Source organism: Marinobacter orientalis (genome assembly GCF_004792665.1).
In the GTDB taxonomy this organism is placed as follows: Bacteria; Pseudomonadota; Gammaproteobacteria; order Pseudomonadales; family Oleiphilaceae; genus Marinobacter; species Marinobacter orientalis.
Genome location: NZ_SRZX01000002.1, coordinates 83,728 through 97,431 on the forward strand (window position 1 = coordinate 83,728; position 13,704 = coordinate 97,431).

Sequence of the window (13,704 nt, forward strand, 5' to 3'; positions counted from 1 at the left end):
TAATTCAACCGTTGGTGGCAATTTTATAGAAATTTCCGTTGCTCCAGACACCTGGAATGGTTTTGCCATCAATGGTTTCTTCGGTTACCAGCTCCGCCAGGTCGTAATACGCAGCAGTGACAAGCCGCGCTTCGACGCCATGGCGCACTTTTACCACTGGCCGGGGCTCGTCGGAACCTGCGTAGGTTCCGACCTCAAGTGGATGGGCACCTCCGACCTCAATAGTTTCACCGGTATTGGTGGTGACCGTCAGTACCTGCTCCCTGCCGTCACCGCTGGCGTGAAGTGAATGCGCCAGAAGGGGGGCATCTTCAACGGTGATCCGCCACTTCTCCACCGGCGTGACCAGATAATAGTGCCCGTCCTCTTCACGCCGCAGGATGGTGGAAAACAGACGGACTATCGCCTCCCGTCCGATGGGTTTGCCCTCATAGAGCCACTGGCCGTCGCGAGCTATGACAATATCAATGTCTCCCGACAGCTCCGGATTCCATTTGTCCAGGGGTGGCAGCCCCTTGTCATGGGACTGTGCGCTTTCAACCTGTTCGGCAATTGTTTCTGGCTTCTGGGTCATAGAGACGGTTCCTGATTGAATCCTGAAACAACTATGGGTTTTGAAGCGTCGGATTTAAAGGGTGAAAAGCCGGATGGCTGTTCAGTTACGGCAGAAACTGGGCCCTGAGGTCCGCGCACCCCGGCCCCGCAACCGGCATCTCCAGTACCACCGCCTGGGCAGTCATGAAGGGAATGCCGTTACGGTGGCCATCCACCAGCAGGGTCGAGAGGCTGCCAACAAAAGGCATGTGCGAGATAATCAGCAGTTGTGACGGGGCCAGGTCAATCAGTTCGTCCAGACACCGCGCGGGGTTATCATCCGGTGTAATAAAGTCTTTTTCGGTGACCGCGCAGTTGAGGATCTCAGAAGCGATTGCAGCAGTCTGGCGAGCACGCACCAACGGGCTACACCAGATAAAGTCGGGACGCCAGGGTGACTCTGCAATCTGCACAGCAACGTCTGCCACGCCGTGCCGACCGAATTCCGTCAGCTCACGCTCCCTGTCGAGGGTATGCCAACCGGCTTCACCGTGACGCATGATAATCAAGTGCACTGGTTACCTCCGGAAATGCCGAAGTGCTATTGACTGACTATTGGCTGAGAGTACGGGGCAGAATGAATTCCACGTCGGAGTTCTGCACCGACATCATCAGGCTGTTAATCACCGCGCCGATGGATGCTCCCTCATAGAGAATTTCGTACAGGCCCCTTACCAGCGGCATGTAGATACCGATAGACTCCGACTTTTCCTTGACCAGTTTGAGAGTGTAAATACCCTCGGCCACCTGTCCCAGCTCCGCAACAGCCTCGTCAAGCCCCTGCCCCTTGCCGACCGCATAGCCCACTCGGTAGTTGCGGCTCTTCGGGGAGGTACAGGTCACGATCAGGTCACCGACACCCGCCAGGCCCATAAAAGTCATCGGGTTGGCGCCGAGACTTACCGCAAAGCGGCTCATTTCTGCCAGGCCGCGCGTGATCAGCATGGCCTTGGCATTTTCACCCAGATTCCGCGCCGAACCGAGCCCGGCCACAATGGCATAGATGTTCTTGAGTGCTCCGGCCAGCTCCACCCCATAAACATCCACATTGGCGTATACCCTCAGGTATTCGCAGCCCAGCAGCTCCTGGACGGTACGGCGAACGTCCGGATCCTTGGCAGCAATAACAGTCGCTGTGAGGTCCTGATTGACGATCTCCCCGGCCAGGTTCGGTCCGCTGAGAACGCCGATCCGGCAGCGGGGAATCTCCTCCAGCAGGATCTCGCTCATCAGCTTGAAACCATGCTCCTCAATACCCTTTGTGAGGCTGACGACAATCTGCCCGTCACGGAAGTCGGCGCTGTTATCCCGGATGACCGACCTGAACGCCTTGCTGGGAATGGCGACAAATACACTCTCTGCCCTGCCGACAGCTTCCGGAAGACTGGTTGTTGGCCGGATATCACCGGTCAAGGTGACATCCGGCATATAGCGAGTGTTGATACCGGTATCGCGGATCTCGTCCGCCTGGGCGGCATCACGCATCCAGAAATGCACGGTGTGGCCGTTTTCACCAAGTACCTTGGCCATGGCGGTGCCGAAACTTCCGCCGCCGAGGACTGCCACATCATGGCCTGTAGGAGAGGACTCCGGAGGCCGGGGCGCTTTATTATCAGGCATAGTTGTTCCGTTATCGCTTCTTGTTGGCCCGGTTACGGCCGGCAGGAATGTACAATCTGGTGACAATCGCCGGCGTCAGCCTGGCTCCTCGCATTCCAGGGCGCGCACCAGGTTCTTGAATTCCTCTCTGTTGCGGCTGTTCAGGCCCATCAGCACCCGGTGTGCATCCAGAACCTTGTCGCGGACGTCCTGCTCACTGGCACGCAATACAGGGATTTCTTCCAGTTCTTCGATACGCGAGGCCGGTTCTCGAACAATAATGAATATCTTGTCGAACCCCATGGAAGTAATGATTCGGGTAATGTCCGGGTTGGTGGAAATCATCGTGGGCAGGAAATTACTGCGTTTCTGGGCCGCCATGGCTATCTTTGCGAGCAGCCCCAGGGTGGTGCTGTCGATAATCTCGGTTTCTGTGAGATCAATGACCACCGTTTTGAATTCGGGGTCCTGGGTGATGGACTCAACCAGATTGTCCAGCGTCGAACACAGGTTCAGCCGGATTTCTCCAATAAACTTGAGGACATAAATGCCCTGTTTTACAGCTTGCAGGATCTTGTAACCAGCCATTGAATCCACTGCCACTATTTCGACGTTGGGCTATCAGTACCTGAAACTGCATCCGTGACGGATACGATAGCAATATCGTCCGGTAACTCTGTGATCTCGTCGAGATGCAGAGCCTCGCTTAGCGAACCAATAGTGTGACTACCTCCCGAGACGAGTTCAAGTAATGTCTTTTCCTTTTCATCAAGGCTTTTGGCCTTTATTACTTCGAGTATACCGTCTGAAAACAGAATAAGGTGGAAAGGCTGCTCCAGCGGTACTTCATAGACTTCCCACTCAGGCTCCTCAAACAACCCCACCGGTAACCCGCTGCCTTCCAGGAATTCCGTTCTGCCACCCTCAACCGACAGGATGGGCATGGGGAAATGTCCGCCCACAGAGTAACGCAGACGCCGGTCGCTGGTGGAAATAATCCCAACAAACAGGGTCACATGCTTGCCCAGGCCGGTATCCAGCAATTCTGAGTTGACCCGCTCCAGGAACCGCTCCGGGTAGAGGATATCGTCGCTGGAACCGCGCCTGAGGTTGCGCTGGAGACGGTTGGTCAGGTTTTTCAGCAGTACCGTTACAAACGCCGAACTGGCGCCGTGGCCGGATACGTCGGCAATGTAAACCAGCACCTTGTCTTCGGATATACGGAAATAATCGAGAAAGTCGCCGCTGAGAAACAGCGATGGCTTGATCAGGTGCTCAATGGAAAGGCCGGACAAAAGCTGGTCGTTGTCGGGCAGCATGCGCAGCTGAACCTTGCGCCCTGCCCGCTGGTCGGCCCGCAATTCGGCAATGCCATCCCGCAGGTCGCGATTGGCCTCTTCCAGTTCCTGACGGTAAAGCTGGTTGAGGCGATTAACCCGCACCCGGTCAAACAGTTTGCCAATCACATCGTCCAGGGCACCACGGTCGTCAGAACAGGGTTTGAGCACGATGTCCGCCGCTCCCGCCCGAAGCGCATTGACCACCTCCGGAGCGTCTTCGGTGGAGTAGCTGGCAACAATCGGAGTAAAGGTTTCAGCGTCTTCCAGCCTGGCCGCCAACTCACCAATGGCTTCAGGCGACATGTCGGTGAAAATGATGTCCGGCATATTATCGGTGAACTGGGACTGGGCCGAATCCAGATCGGGGTAGCCGGTCACATAGAAGCCCCTGGCCTCAAGGTATCGACCCAGTTCTGAACGGGCATGCTCATCCGAATCAATTATAAGAATGCGCTCGGTGCGCGATGTCATGATTATTGCCCTAAACTACCATCGGTAAACGGGAAATTGGCTGTCAGATATCTATTCTGGCACGCCCCTGTGATATAACAAGACATGTTTGATGTTTTTGGGAGGCTGTAATCAATGAGAAGTGCCGTAAATGATCTGCTCGGGGCCTATGACAAGCTGATCATGGACCCGGTTCATGGCGGCATTCCGCTCTACCGGCATGAAATCAAAGTTATCGACCATCCCCTGTTCCAGCGTCTGCGCAATATCTGCCAGAACGACATTCTGAGCCTGGTATTCCCCGGGGCCACGCACTCCCGCTTTCTGCACAGCATCGGTGTAATGCATGTGGGTACCCGCATGTTCCGCTCCATGATCGACGCCTATCTGCGGGAACGTCAACTGAGTGACCAGACCGACCTGAGTCTGAGCCAGCTGGACGCTATTGATTACCTGGCCAAAACCATACGCCTGGGCTGTCTGTTACACGATAGCGGCCACTCCAGCTTTTCCCATCAGTTCACCCAGGCCCGCCGGATTCATGATCTGATGTCGCGCCCGGACCGTTTCGATGATCTCTGGGAAGGCGTTGATTACTCGATCTATCATTCCGCGCGGCCCGAAGAGCTTGAGCACGAGCATTATTCCGTGCGCGTCGCCCACGATGTACTGTCTTCCATCGATCTGGATTCCGCAGGGCTGGATGTCAGAGACGTCATCGGCATCATGGAAACCACGGAGGTACGCCCGAGCGAGGCGTTTTGCCGCCATGCCCGGACCTTCTGGAACTTCATTGCCGGTGAGGATGCCGAGTCCGGTGTGCTCAGCGAGGCCGATACACCCCGGCTGGTGATGGACCTGCTGTCATCCATCGTGTCCGGCGAAATTGATGCGGACAGGGCGGACTACATGCTGCGGGACGGGTTCCATTCTTCGGTGACGATTGGCGGCTTCAACCTCGACCACCTGCTCAGCAACCTGCGCTTTGGCTGGGATGTGCGTGAGCCGTGGCTGGGGCTGGCCATTACCCAGAAGGGGCTCGGTGCCCTGGAAGACTTTGTCTACAGCCGTCACCAGATGTACCGCAAGGTCTACGCCCACAAAACCGCCCTTGGCTTCGACTGGCTGTTGCGGGAAGCCATCAACGAGGTGCTGGAAGACCCGGAGATTTTTGACTGGGTGGACACCTGCCTCAGCGACATGCGGTATTTCGCGGAACTGACAGACAGTTACTTCTGGGAGGCGTTTCGCAAGGTGGCGCGCAGGCAGCCCTCCAGCTACTCCCGGTGTATCGTGGATCGTATCAAGCTGGATCATCTTGATACCCGGGAAGACCTCTCTGCCCGGGGCATCAGGGATCACAGAAGCTGGCTGGCGCGGGAGCTGAACCTGGACCCGGAGCAGGTGGTAACCTGCTCGATGCGGGCCCGGTTTTCCAATATCCAGGACAATTTCAACGGTATCAAGGTGTTGGTGCGCGACCCCATCAATCGCGCCCGCTCGCTGAAAAAGATTACCGACATCAGTGCGTTCTTCAGCAAGTTCAGCGATGGCACTATCAGCCACTTCTACGTGCGCCCCGATGTGCTTGATGCCCGCAGGGCTGAACGGGTTGAACAGGTTGAATGATAACCGGGCTGAATCAGTCAGGCAGTATCCTGTTCACCAGCCCGCGGGCGCTTTCAAAAGCACCTTCTACCCGGCCACCGCTGAGCCAGTCGCCGGCAAGACCGATGCGGTGGTCACCAAACCAGCGAAAACCGGGACTGTCGCTGGAGGATGATTTCGCATAGAGCCAGCGATGGGAAACCACCTCGCCGGGTTGTTGATGGCAGCCCGTCACCCGCTGGAACGCAGTGACCATTTCTTCGGTCACCTGCTCCGGCGTGGTGTCCTGATGGCGGCGTGACCATTCCGGATTGGCATGCAGAACCCACCACTGGCCCTTGTCTTCCCGGCCCGGCTTGCTGGAATTGTTGGCAATCCAGTAAAGCACGTCATCCTGGCACCGCATCCCCTCGTAGGGCTGCTCCAGCGGGTCCGGAAAGTACGCCGCAGCTGCCCAGCACGGCTGTATGTGACGTACCGGTTCATCGAGTTCCTCCGCCAGTACCGGCAGATCACTGTTACTGAGGAGCTCCTGCGCCTGAGCCGGCGGCGCGGTTATGATAACCGCATCAAAGGGCCCGTAAGATTCACCGTCAGCGTCCCGGAGTGTCCACTGTTCGCCATTGCGGATCAGCCGCTCGACCCGCGTCTGCGCCTTTACATTTACGGCTGAGGACAGCCCCCGTGTGACAGCGGTCATTCGCGGGATACCGACGTATCGCCGCTCGTCCGGAAAGGACTCCCATTTACCGTCACGGTTCTGGTAGCCAAACCGCCCCGGCCAGATTCCGAAAGCTGTGTCACCGGCATGGTGGGCCAAAAAACGCACGAATGCCGGGTTTCTCGCTGTGAAGTACTGGGCACCTATATCGGCGGAGCCCCCGGAAACACGCTTCGCAGCCATGCGGCCGCCCGGACCGCGGCTTTTCTCGAAGACCGTGACGGCAAGATTTCTCTCCCCCAGCAAAAGTGCAGCAGTAAGGCCGGCCAGTCCTGAACCAACAACGGCAATGCGGCGTATAACAGGCATCTCATCGGTTTGGTTAAACATCGTTTATCGTGCATCCAAAGTCGGTTGAAGAAACGTATCAGAGTAAACCACGAACTAAAGGGCAATCAGGGTATGACCCGAGTGCAGAACTGGCTGACTAACATTCTGAGATGGTTCGACTCCACTGCGGGTTCAGATCACCTCGACACGGGCTCGCGGGCTTTCAATTTTCTCAGGGTGGTGCCCTTTATAGCACTTCATCTTGCCTGCCTGCTGGTTATCTTCACCGGTACGAGCACCTTCGCAGTGGCCTTTGCGGCAGCTTTTTTCGCTGTACGCATGTTTGCCATTACCGGCTTCTATCATCGCTACTTTGCCCACAAGACCTTCAAGACCAGCCGTGTGGCGCAGTTCGTGTTTGGTCTGCTGGGTGCCAGCGCAGCACAGCGGGGACCGTTATGGTGGGCGGCTCACCATCGACACCATCACCAGCATTCCGACGACGAGAAGGACCTGCATTCGCCCCATCACGGTGGTTTCTGGTGGTCCCATGTAGGCTGGTTTACCTGCGATGCCGGGTTTGCAATGGATGAACGCCGGGTAAAAGACTGGATGAAGTTCCCGGAGCTGCGTTTTCTCAATCGGTTCGATTCGCTGGTGCCGGCTGCGGCAGCTGGGGGAATATATGCCCTGGGCGAGGGTCTTGCCGCCTGGGCGCCCGGCCTTGGCACCAACGGCCTGCAATTACTGGTCTGGGGCTTCTTCATATCGACCGTGGTGCTGTTCCACGCGACCGTATCCATTAACTCCCTGTCCCATGTCTGGGGCAAACGTCGCTTTGAAACCGACGACGACAGCAGGAATAACGTCTGGCTCGCGCTGATCACCCTGGGCGAAGGCTGGCACAACAATCATCATCGCTGGCCACAGTCCGTGCGTCAGGGGTTCCGTTGGTATGAGGTGGATATGACGTGGTATGGGCTGTGGCTGCTGTCGCGCCTTGGCATCATCTGGGATATGAAACCGATCCCGGAGCACATTCGGGAAGAAACCCGCCAACTCGACGCCATGAGGAGTAAGAGGTCATGAGTACCGCCTCAATTATTGATATGGGAAACAGGAGTTCTTCGGTGCAGGAGACCCTTGGCCGCTTTACGCAACTCTTCAACAGCCTCTGCGCCGGTGATATGGCCGGGCTGAGCAGCGTCTACAGCGACAATGTACGCTTTACCGACCCTTTTTCTTCAGTTGAGGGTATCGATGAACTCACAGAGTATTTCGCCGGCGCCTACGCCAACGTCATTTCCTGCGGCTTCGATTTCGGCGAGCCGGTGATCAGTGGTGAAAACGTCTGTATTCCGTGGGTCATGCATCTGCAACACAGGCGTATCCGCAAGGGCAAGCCCGTCAAAGTGGACGGTATCAGCCAACTGGCTATCCGCAACGGGCATGTTGCCTTCCATCGGGACTACTTTGACGCCGGCCAGTTACTTTACGAGAACCTCCCGGTCATGGGTGGAGTCATTCGCTGGATAAGGAATCAGGCAGGATGAGCAAGCGGCTTGAATCAACATCCAATATCTGGATCACCGGCGCCAGTTCCGGTATCGGAGAGGCGGTCACCCGGGAGCTGATGCAGCAGGGTCACCGGCTTGTTATTACCGGTCGCAGGCAGGCAGCGCTCGATGAGCTGTGCTCCCTGGCACCGGAAAGAATGAAACCCGCCACAGCCGACACCACCGATCGTGAAGCACTGCAGGCGATCAGTGGTGACCTTGAAGCGTTTGGCAGTCTGGACATGGCGATCCTGAACGCAGGCACCTGCGAGTACCTGGAAATTGCGGAGTACGACAGCAGCATCATCGACCACAACATAACCACCAACGTGGTTGGCACGGCCCGCTGTCTGGACATTGCCCTGCCTGCGCTCCGGCGAACCGCACAACAGGGGCGGCCGGCCACTCTGGTTTTTGTCAGCTCTTCGGCGTGGTGGTTTCCGTTCGGTCGCGCGGAGGGCTATGGCGCGTCCAAGGCGGCGCTGACGTATTTTGCCCATGCCCTGAGAGCAGACCTGGCATCGGAGGGCATCGATGTTGTGGTGGTGTCACCGGGGTTTGTCAAAACGCCCCTGACAGACCGCAATGATTTTCCCATGCCCTTCCTGGTTTCGGCAGAAGATGCTGCGTCACGGATTGTGAATGGCCTTCGCAAGGGCAAAACCGAAATCGCATTTCCCAAACGCTTTACATGGACACTCAAACTGCTCGGCGCCCTGCCCCAGGGTGTTATTGACCGAATGTCAGCCAGCATGAGCCGGCAGCGCAAAAAAGAACAGGAATCCAATGGATGAGTAACAACCGTCAACGTATCGCAGTCATTGGCGCTGGAGTATCCGGCCTGACCACGGCCTGGCTTTTATCGGAAAAGTACGACGTCGAGCTGTTCGAGGCCGGGAGTTACGCCGGCGGGCATACCAATACAGAGACGGTGACGGCGGGCGGCCGCGAATGGCCGGTAAATACCGGTTTCATCGTATTCAATGACTGGACCTACCCCAATTTCATCAAGCTGATGGATCGCCTCGGGGTTGAATCCGAAGTGAGCGATATGAGCTTCAGTGTTGACTGCCACTCATCCGGCCTGCAGTACAACGGCACCAGTGTGAACACGCTGTTTGCGCAACGGAGCAATCTGCTGAACCTGCCTTTCCTGCGAATGGTCAGGGAGATTCTGAGATTCAACAGGGAGAGTCGTGCAGACCTGGCAGAAGGCACTATCGGGGACGAGGAAAGCCTTGGGGAGTACCTCAACCGGAACGGCTATTCACGGTATTTTCGCAAGTACTACATTGTGCCCATGGGGGCCGCTATCTGGTCTGCACCGGAAATCGTGCTGGAACAGTTCCCGATCCGCTTCTTCCTCCAGTTTTTCAACAATCACGGCATGTTGTCAGTGGACGACAGGCCCACCTGGCGGGTTATATCCGGCGGCTCTGCCCGTTACGTGGATGCCATGATGGGTCGGCTGGAAAACCACACCCACCTGAACAGCCCCGTCACTTCCGTGGTGCGCCAGCAGGATAAGGTGCTGGTAACGGTAAACGGCGAACAGCAGGCGTTCGACCAGGTGGTGTTTGCCTGTCATAGCGACCAGGCCCTGGGAATGATCGGGGACCCCACCGACAGCGAGCTGGAGATTCTCGGAGCCATTACCTATCAGAACAACGATGTCGTGCTTCATACCGACAGCTCTGCACTGCCTTCGAACCGGCGGGCCTGGGCGGCGTGGAACTATTTTATTCCGCAACACAGTACTGAACCCGTATCCGTCACCTACAACATGAATATTCTGCAGAACTTTCACGATGCCCCGGAAACCTTCTGTGTCACCCTCAACCGCAGCGCGGATATTGATCCCGAGCGTATCATCAAGCGCTTCGAATACGCCCATCCGGTATTCACACTGCAGGCGGTTGCCGCGCAGAAGCGCTATGCCGAAATAGGCGGTCAGAACCGCAGCCATTTCTGTGGCGCATACTGGTTCAACGGGTTCCATGAAGACGGCGTACGCAGTGCGCTGCGAGTCACCCGGGCCCTGGGTGTGGAGTTGTAACCATGAACGCTGCCCTGCAGGACAGGCCTGTTGGCGATCGCCTTGACAGCCAGTGGCTGGAGGGCACTATCCGCCATCGTCGGATGACACCGGTACGCCATGAGTTCAGTTACAGCACCGGCATGCTGGCACTGGATCTGCGCGAGTGGCATTCGGTAACGCGCATAAGCCGCCTGTTTTCACTCGAGAAATTCAACTGGTTATCGCTCCGGCGCCGGGACTACTTCCATCCGGAAACAGACGACCTGTTGCAGGCTGTGACCGACCAGGTGCAGAAAGCGACAGGGTGGACGCCGGACGGGCCGGTGGAGTTGATTACCCATCCCCGCTATTTCGGGTATGTGTTCAATCCGGTCAGCTTCTACTTCTGCTACAACGCCGGTGACAGGCCAGGCAGTGGCGCCGTACCTCGGGTCATTCTGGCGCAGATTACCAATACACCGTGGCAGGACCGCCATGTGTACTGCCTGGAAAGCACGGGAGCGAAGCCAACCAGTGCCGGCTGGCGCACCGAGCGTTTCGGGTTTGACAAGCGTTTTCATGTGTCACCGTTCAACCCGATGGACCAGCACTATCAATGGACCTTCAGCTTCCGGGGGCCTGAGGTGCGCATACATATGAACGTGTTTCAGGATGGCAACAGACATTTTGATGCCACTCTGGTGGTCCGACGTACCCCTCTGGATCGTAAAGAACTTCACAGAAGCCTCAGGCAGTTTCCCCTCGAAGCCCTGAAGGTGGTGGGTGGAATTTACTGGCACGCACTGAAGCTGAAACTCAAGGGCGTGCCCTTTTTCACCCACCCGGACAAGCTTCCGGAGAGCGACCCCGCCCACAGGCTGGGAAGCGACGATTCAGGCCTTGACGTGACCGGGGCCGACGACCGAACAAAGACAAGCGGAAAGGTAAGCTCATGGAGAACCTGAACACCTCATTCGACTCTGCAGACGCCGGCAGGCAGGCCCCGCTCAGCGCCCGTGTGGCAAAACACCTGGTGTGCCAGCAATTGGCATTACTGAAGGATGGCGCCCTGACAATCCGTGAGGCAGGCCAGCAGCCCCTCAGTTTCGGTGATGGCGACATCCGTTTTGCCCCGGCAGAGTTGATTATCCATGACTGCAGCACCTGGAAGGATCTGCTGACCGGCGGCAGTATTGGTGCCGCCGAGTCCTACGTAGCCGGAGACTGGTCAACGCCGGACCTGGTGGCCCTGTTGCGTTTCTTTACCCGCAACGTGGAGCGGATGAACGAATTCGAAGACAGATTCAGCTGGGTCACCAAACCCGCGCTCAAGGGCCTGCACTGGCTTAACCGGAATACCAGAGAAGGTTCCCGCAAGAACATCAGCGCCCATTACGATCTGGGCAATGACCTGTTCGAGACCTTCCTCGACCCCACCATGATGTACTCCTCAGCCATCTATCCGCGCCCTGAGGCAACACTGGAGGAGGCAGCGGTACACAAGCTGGACACCATCTGCCGCAAGCTTGATCTGCAGCCCGGCGACCGGGTAATTGAAATCGGTACCGGTTGGGGTGGCTTTGCGGTACATGCCGCGCGGTATTTCGGATGTCATGTGACTACCACCACGATTTCCTCTGAGCAGCTCGAGCTGGCGAGGGCAAGGGTGAAAGCCGAAGGCCTCGAGGACAGCATCACCCTGCTGTTTGACGACTACAGGGACCTGGAAGGCCAGTTCGACAAGCTGGTGTCCATCGAGATGATCGAAGCCGTCGGTCCCCAGTTTCTGGACAGCTATTTCTCCCAGATCAGCCGGTTACTGAAGCCCGACGGGCTGGCGCTGGTGCAGGCCATCAATATGCCGGAGCAGCGTTACAGCCGGGCACTGAAAAACGTCGACTTCATCCAGCGTTTCATTTTTCCCGGCAGTTTTATTCCTTCATTCGGCGCCATCCTTGGCTCCGTTCGCAAGGGATCCGACCTGGTGATGACTCATGCGGAGGACATTGGTTTCCACTACGCCCGTACCCTGCACGACTGGTGCGAGCGTTTCATGGCCAACCGCGAGAAGCTTGAGAGCCAGGGATACGACGACGCTTTCCGCAGGCTCTGGCATTTCTATTTCGCCTACTGCGAAGCCGGTTTCAGCGAGCGCGCCATTGGCGTGTCCCAGATAGTGTTTGCCAGGCCCGGCAACAAGCGCGCGAACATCCTCAGCCTATGATCCAGTCAGATACGCTTCGCAAAACCATCAATTTCATCCTGTTTCAGGCCGGATGGTTCGCCTGTGTTCTTTTCCCTGGCCTTGCTGCCGTTGGCTTCGTGTTACTCCTGCTGGGGTTTCACCTCGCCTTCATCAGCCAGCACCGTCTTGCCGAACTGCAGTTTATCGGTGCCGGGGTGGTCCTTGGCGGGGTGCTCGATGGCATCTGGTTCCAGACCGGTATCCTTGATGACGGTACCGGCGGTGTCGAACTGACACCCGTATGGCTGGTGGGTATCTGGGCGATATTCATGACCACCCTGTCCCACTCACTGTCCTGGATCAGCAGCAGGGCGTGGCTGCCATTCGTATGCGCACCTGTGGCCGGTCCCTTCGCCTATTGGTCTGCCAGCCAACTGGGAGCCGTTGAGTTACCGGACCCGACAATGTCACTCCTCGCCCTGGCAGTGGGCTGGCTGATCGTTTTTCCGGCCCTTCTCTACCTGCGACAATACCTGTATCCGGAGCTGACCCGATGAAACGAACCGCTGTTTTTATTGCTTTCTCTTTGCCCGCCTTTACGGTAATGGCCGCGGAAGTTCGTTTTACCGGTGAAGCCACTGCTGTAAATGATGACAGGGCAATCTACCAGGAGCACCACGTGGTGGAAGGCGAGTGTTCCGAGGGTGTTTTCCGGCCCGCATCCCAGACTGTTACCTATGCTGGTGACGGAAATGACCGGTTCGCCGAAAAGAAGCTCACATACGACGAGTCTCTGTTGCGCCCGACCGTGAACTTTCGACAACCGGATTTCAACGAAGTCATGAAGATTACCAATCGTGACGACAACAATCTGGGGATCGAATGGCAGACTCCGGAAGGCGATACGGAAACCTTCTCGATAGACGTCACCGATTCTCTGGTTGCCGATGCGGGGTTTGACCATCTGGTACGGCAGAACTGGTCGGCTGTCACCTCTGGAGAGCGTGTGAAATTTGATTTTCTGGCCCCTACCCGCGGCAAGGCGTACGAATTTGTTCTCGAGCCGGCGGGTGACGATCGAATTGACGCCGCCTACACCCTGCGAATCAAACCCTCCGGGACCATTCTGGGTTTTCTGGTGGACCCGATTCTGCTGGGGTACAACGACGAAGGATTCCTGACGGACTACCTGGGGCTTGGCAATATCCGCAAGGACGGCGACTCCAACTACACCGTCCATATTCGCTATACCATGAAAACGGACGCCGATTGTGAACTGACCCGCTGAATCCGTCCTTACGGCCAACGCGGACACCCCGTTCTGTTGTGATAGACTTTCTGCTTCGCGATCCAGCCACAACAGA

General features: G+C 57.1%; 15 protein-coding genes. 9 read left to right on the plus strand and 6 right to left on the minus strand.

The genetic code is table 11. The features are described 5' to 3' along the window. Positions 1–4: 4 nt before the first annotated feature. The 5 genes from DIT72_RS08670 to DIT72_RS08690 form a co-directional block, all read right to left on the minus strand. Positions 5–574 carry a DUF1285 domain-containing protein gene (locus DIT72_RS08670; RefSeq protein WP_135954849.1) on the minus strand — a complete coding sequence of 190 codons (570 nt, stop codon included), beginning with the start codon at positions 572–574 and terminating at the stop codon, positions 5–7. A gap of 85 nt (positions 575–659) precedes the next feature. Next, positions 660–1,109, minus strand: coding sequence for a SixA phosphatase family protein (locus DIT72_RS08675; protein WP_135954850.1), 450 nt, complete (start codon positions 1,107–1,109; stop codon positions 660–662). Between the two features lie 37 nt (positions 1,110–1,146). After that, on the minus strand, positions 1,147–2,214 hold the full coding sequence (locus tag DIT72_RS08680; RefSeq protein ID WP_135954851.1) for an NAD(P)H-dependent glycerol-3-phosphate dehydrogenase: 1,068 nt from the start codon (positions 2,212–2,214) through the stop codon (positions 1,147–1,149). A gap of 75 nt (positions 2,215–2,289) precedes the next feature. Beyond that, complete coding sequence (locus tag DIT72_RS08685) at positions 2,290–2,781, minus strand: STAS domain-containing protein (protein WP_135954852.1); 492 nt, start codon at positions 2,779–2,781, stop codon at positions 2,290–2,292. Between the two features lie 14 nt (positions 2,782–2,795). Continuing rightward, entirely contained in the window at positions 2,796–4,004 is a 1,209-nt protein-coding gene (locus tag DIT72_RS08690; RefSeq protein ID WP_135954853.1) for a PP2C family protein-serine/threonine phosphatase, read from the minus strand. A 114-nt stretch (positions 4,005–4,118) separates the two neighbouring features. On the opposite strand from DIT72_RS08690, the gene DIT72_RS08695 reads away from it, so the two are divergent. Beyond that, entirely contained in the window at positions 4,119–5,612 is a 1,494-nt protein-coding gene (locus DIT72_RS08695) for an HD domain-containing protein (RefSeq protein ID WP_135954854.1), read from the plus strand. 13 nt (positions 5,613–5,625) lie between these two features. Here DIT72_RS08695 and DIT72_RS08700 read toward each other — a convergent pair whose 3' ends face one another. Then, a complete protein-coding gene (locus DIT72_RS08700; RefSeq protein ID WP_135954855.1) occupies positions 5,626–6,642 on the minus strand; it encodes an NAD(P)/FAD-dependent oxidoreductase in 1,017 nt (338 codons plus the stop codon). Between the two features lie 72 nt (positions 6,643–6,714). On the opposite strand from DIT72_RS08700, the gene DIT72_RS08705 reads away from it, so the two are divergent. From DIT72_RS08705 to DIT72_RS08740, 8 genes are read left to right on the plus strand one after another with little or no spacing between them, the layout of a single operon-like run. After that, on the plus strand, positions 6,715–7,671 hold the full coding sequence (locus DIT72_RS08705; protein WP_135954856.1) for an acyl-CoA desaturase: 957 nt from the start codon (positions 6,715–6,717) through the stop codon (positions 7,669–7,671). Next, positions 7,668–8,135 (plus strand): nuclear transport factor 2 family protein, encoded by a 468-nt coding sequence (locus DIT72_RS08710; RefSeq protein WP_135954857.1) that lies wholly within the window; start codon positions 7,668–7,670, stop codon positions 8,133–8,135. The genes DIT72_RS08705 and DIT72_RS08710 overlap by 4 nt, the downstream gene beginning before the upstream one ends. Continuing rightward, complete coding sequence (locus tag DIT72_RS08715; RefSeq protein ID WP_135954858.1) at positions 8,132–8,932, plus strand: SDR family NAD(P)-dependent oxidoreductase; 801 nt, start codon at positions 8,132–8,134, stop codon at positions 8,930–8,932. The genes DIT72_RS08710 and DIT72_RS08715 overlap by 4 nt, the downstream gene beginning before the upstream one ends. Next, positions 8,929–10,194 carry an NAD(P)/FAD-dependent oxidoreductase gene (locus DIT72_RS08720; RefSeq protein ID WP_135954859.1) on the plus strand — a complete coding sequence of 422 codons (1,266 nt, stop codon included), beginning with the start codon at positions 8,929–8,931 and terminating at the stop codon, positions 10,192–10,194. The genes DIT72_RS08715 and DIT72_RS08720 overlap by 4 nt, the downstream gene beginning before the upstream one ends. A gap of 2 nt (positions 10,195–10,196) precedes the next feature. Beyond that, positions 10,197–11,120 carry a DUF1365 domain-containing protein gene (locus tag DIT72_RS08725; RefSeq protein WP_135954860.1) on the plus strand — a complete coding sequence of 308 codons (924 nt, stop codon included), beginning with the start codon at positions 10,197–10,199 and terminating at the stop codon, positions 11,118–11,120. Further along, positions 11,108–12,379: an SAM-dependent methyltransferase gene (locus DIT72_RS08730; RefSeq protein WP_135954861.1), complete on the plus strand. Its 1,272-nt coding sequence runs from the start codon at positions 11,108–11,110 to the stop codon at positions 12,377–12,379. Before DIT72_RS08725 ends, DIT72_RS08730 begins: the two co-directional genes overlap by 13 nt. Further along, entirely contained in the window at positions 12,376–12,897 is a 522-nt protein-coding gene (locus DIT72_RS08735; RefSeq protein WP_135954862.1) for a DUF2878 domain-containing protein, read from the plus strand. The genes DIT72_RS08730 and DIT72_RS08735 overlap by 4 nt, the downstream gene beginning before the upstream one ends. After that, complete coding sequence (locus DIT72_RS08740; RefSeq protein ID WP_135954863.1) at positions 12,894–13,628, plus strand: hypothetical protein; 735 nt, start codon at positions 12,894–12,896, stop codon at positions 13,626–13,628. The genes DIT72_RS08735 and DIT72_RS08740 overlap by 4 nt, the downstream gene beginning before the upstream one ends. Positions 13,629–13,704 lie beyond the last annotated feature (76 nt).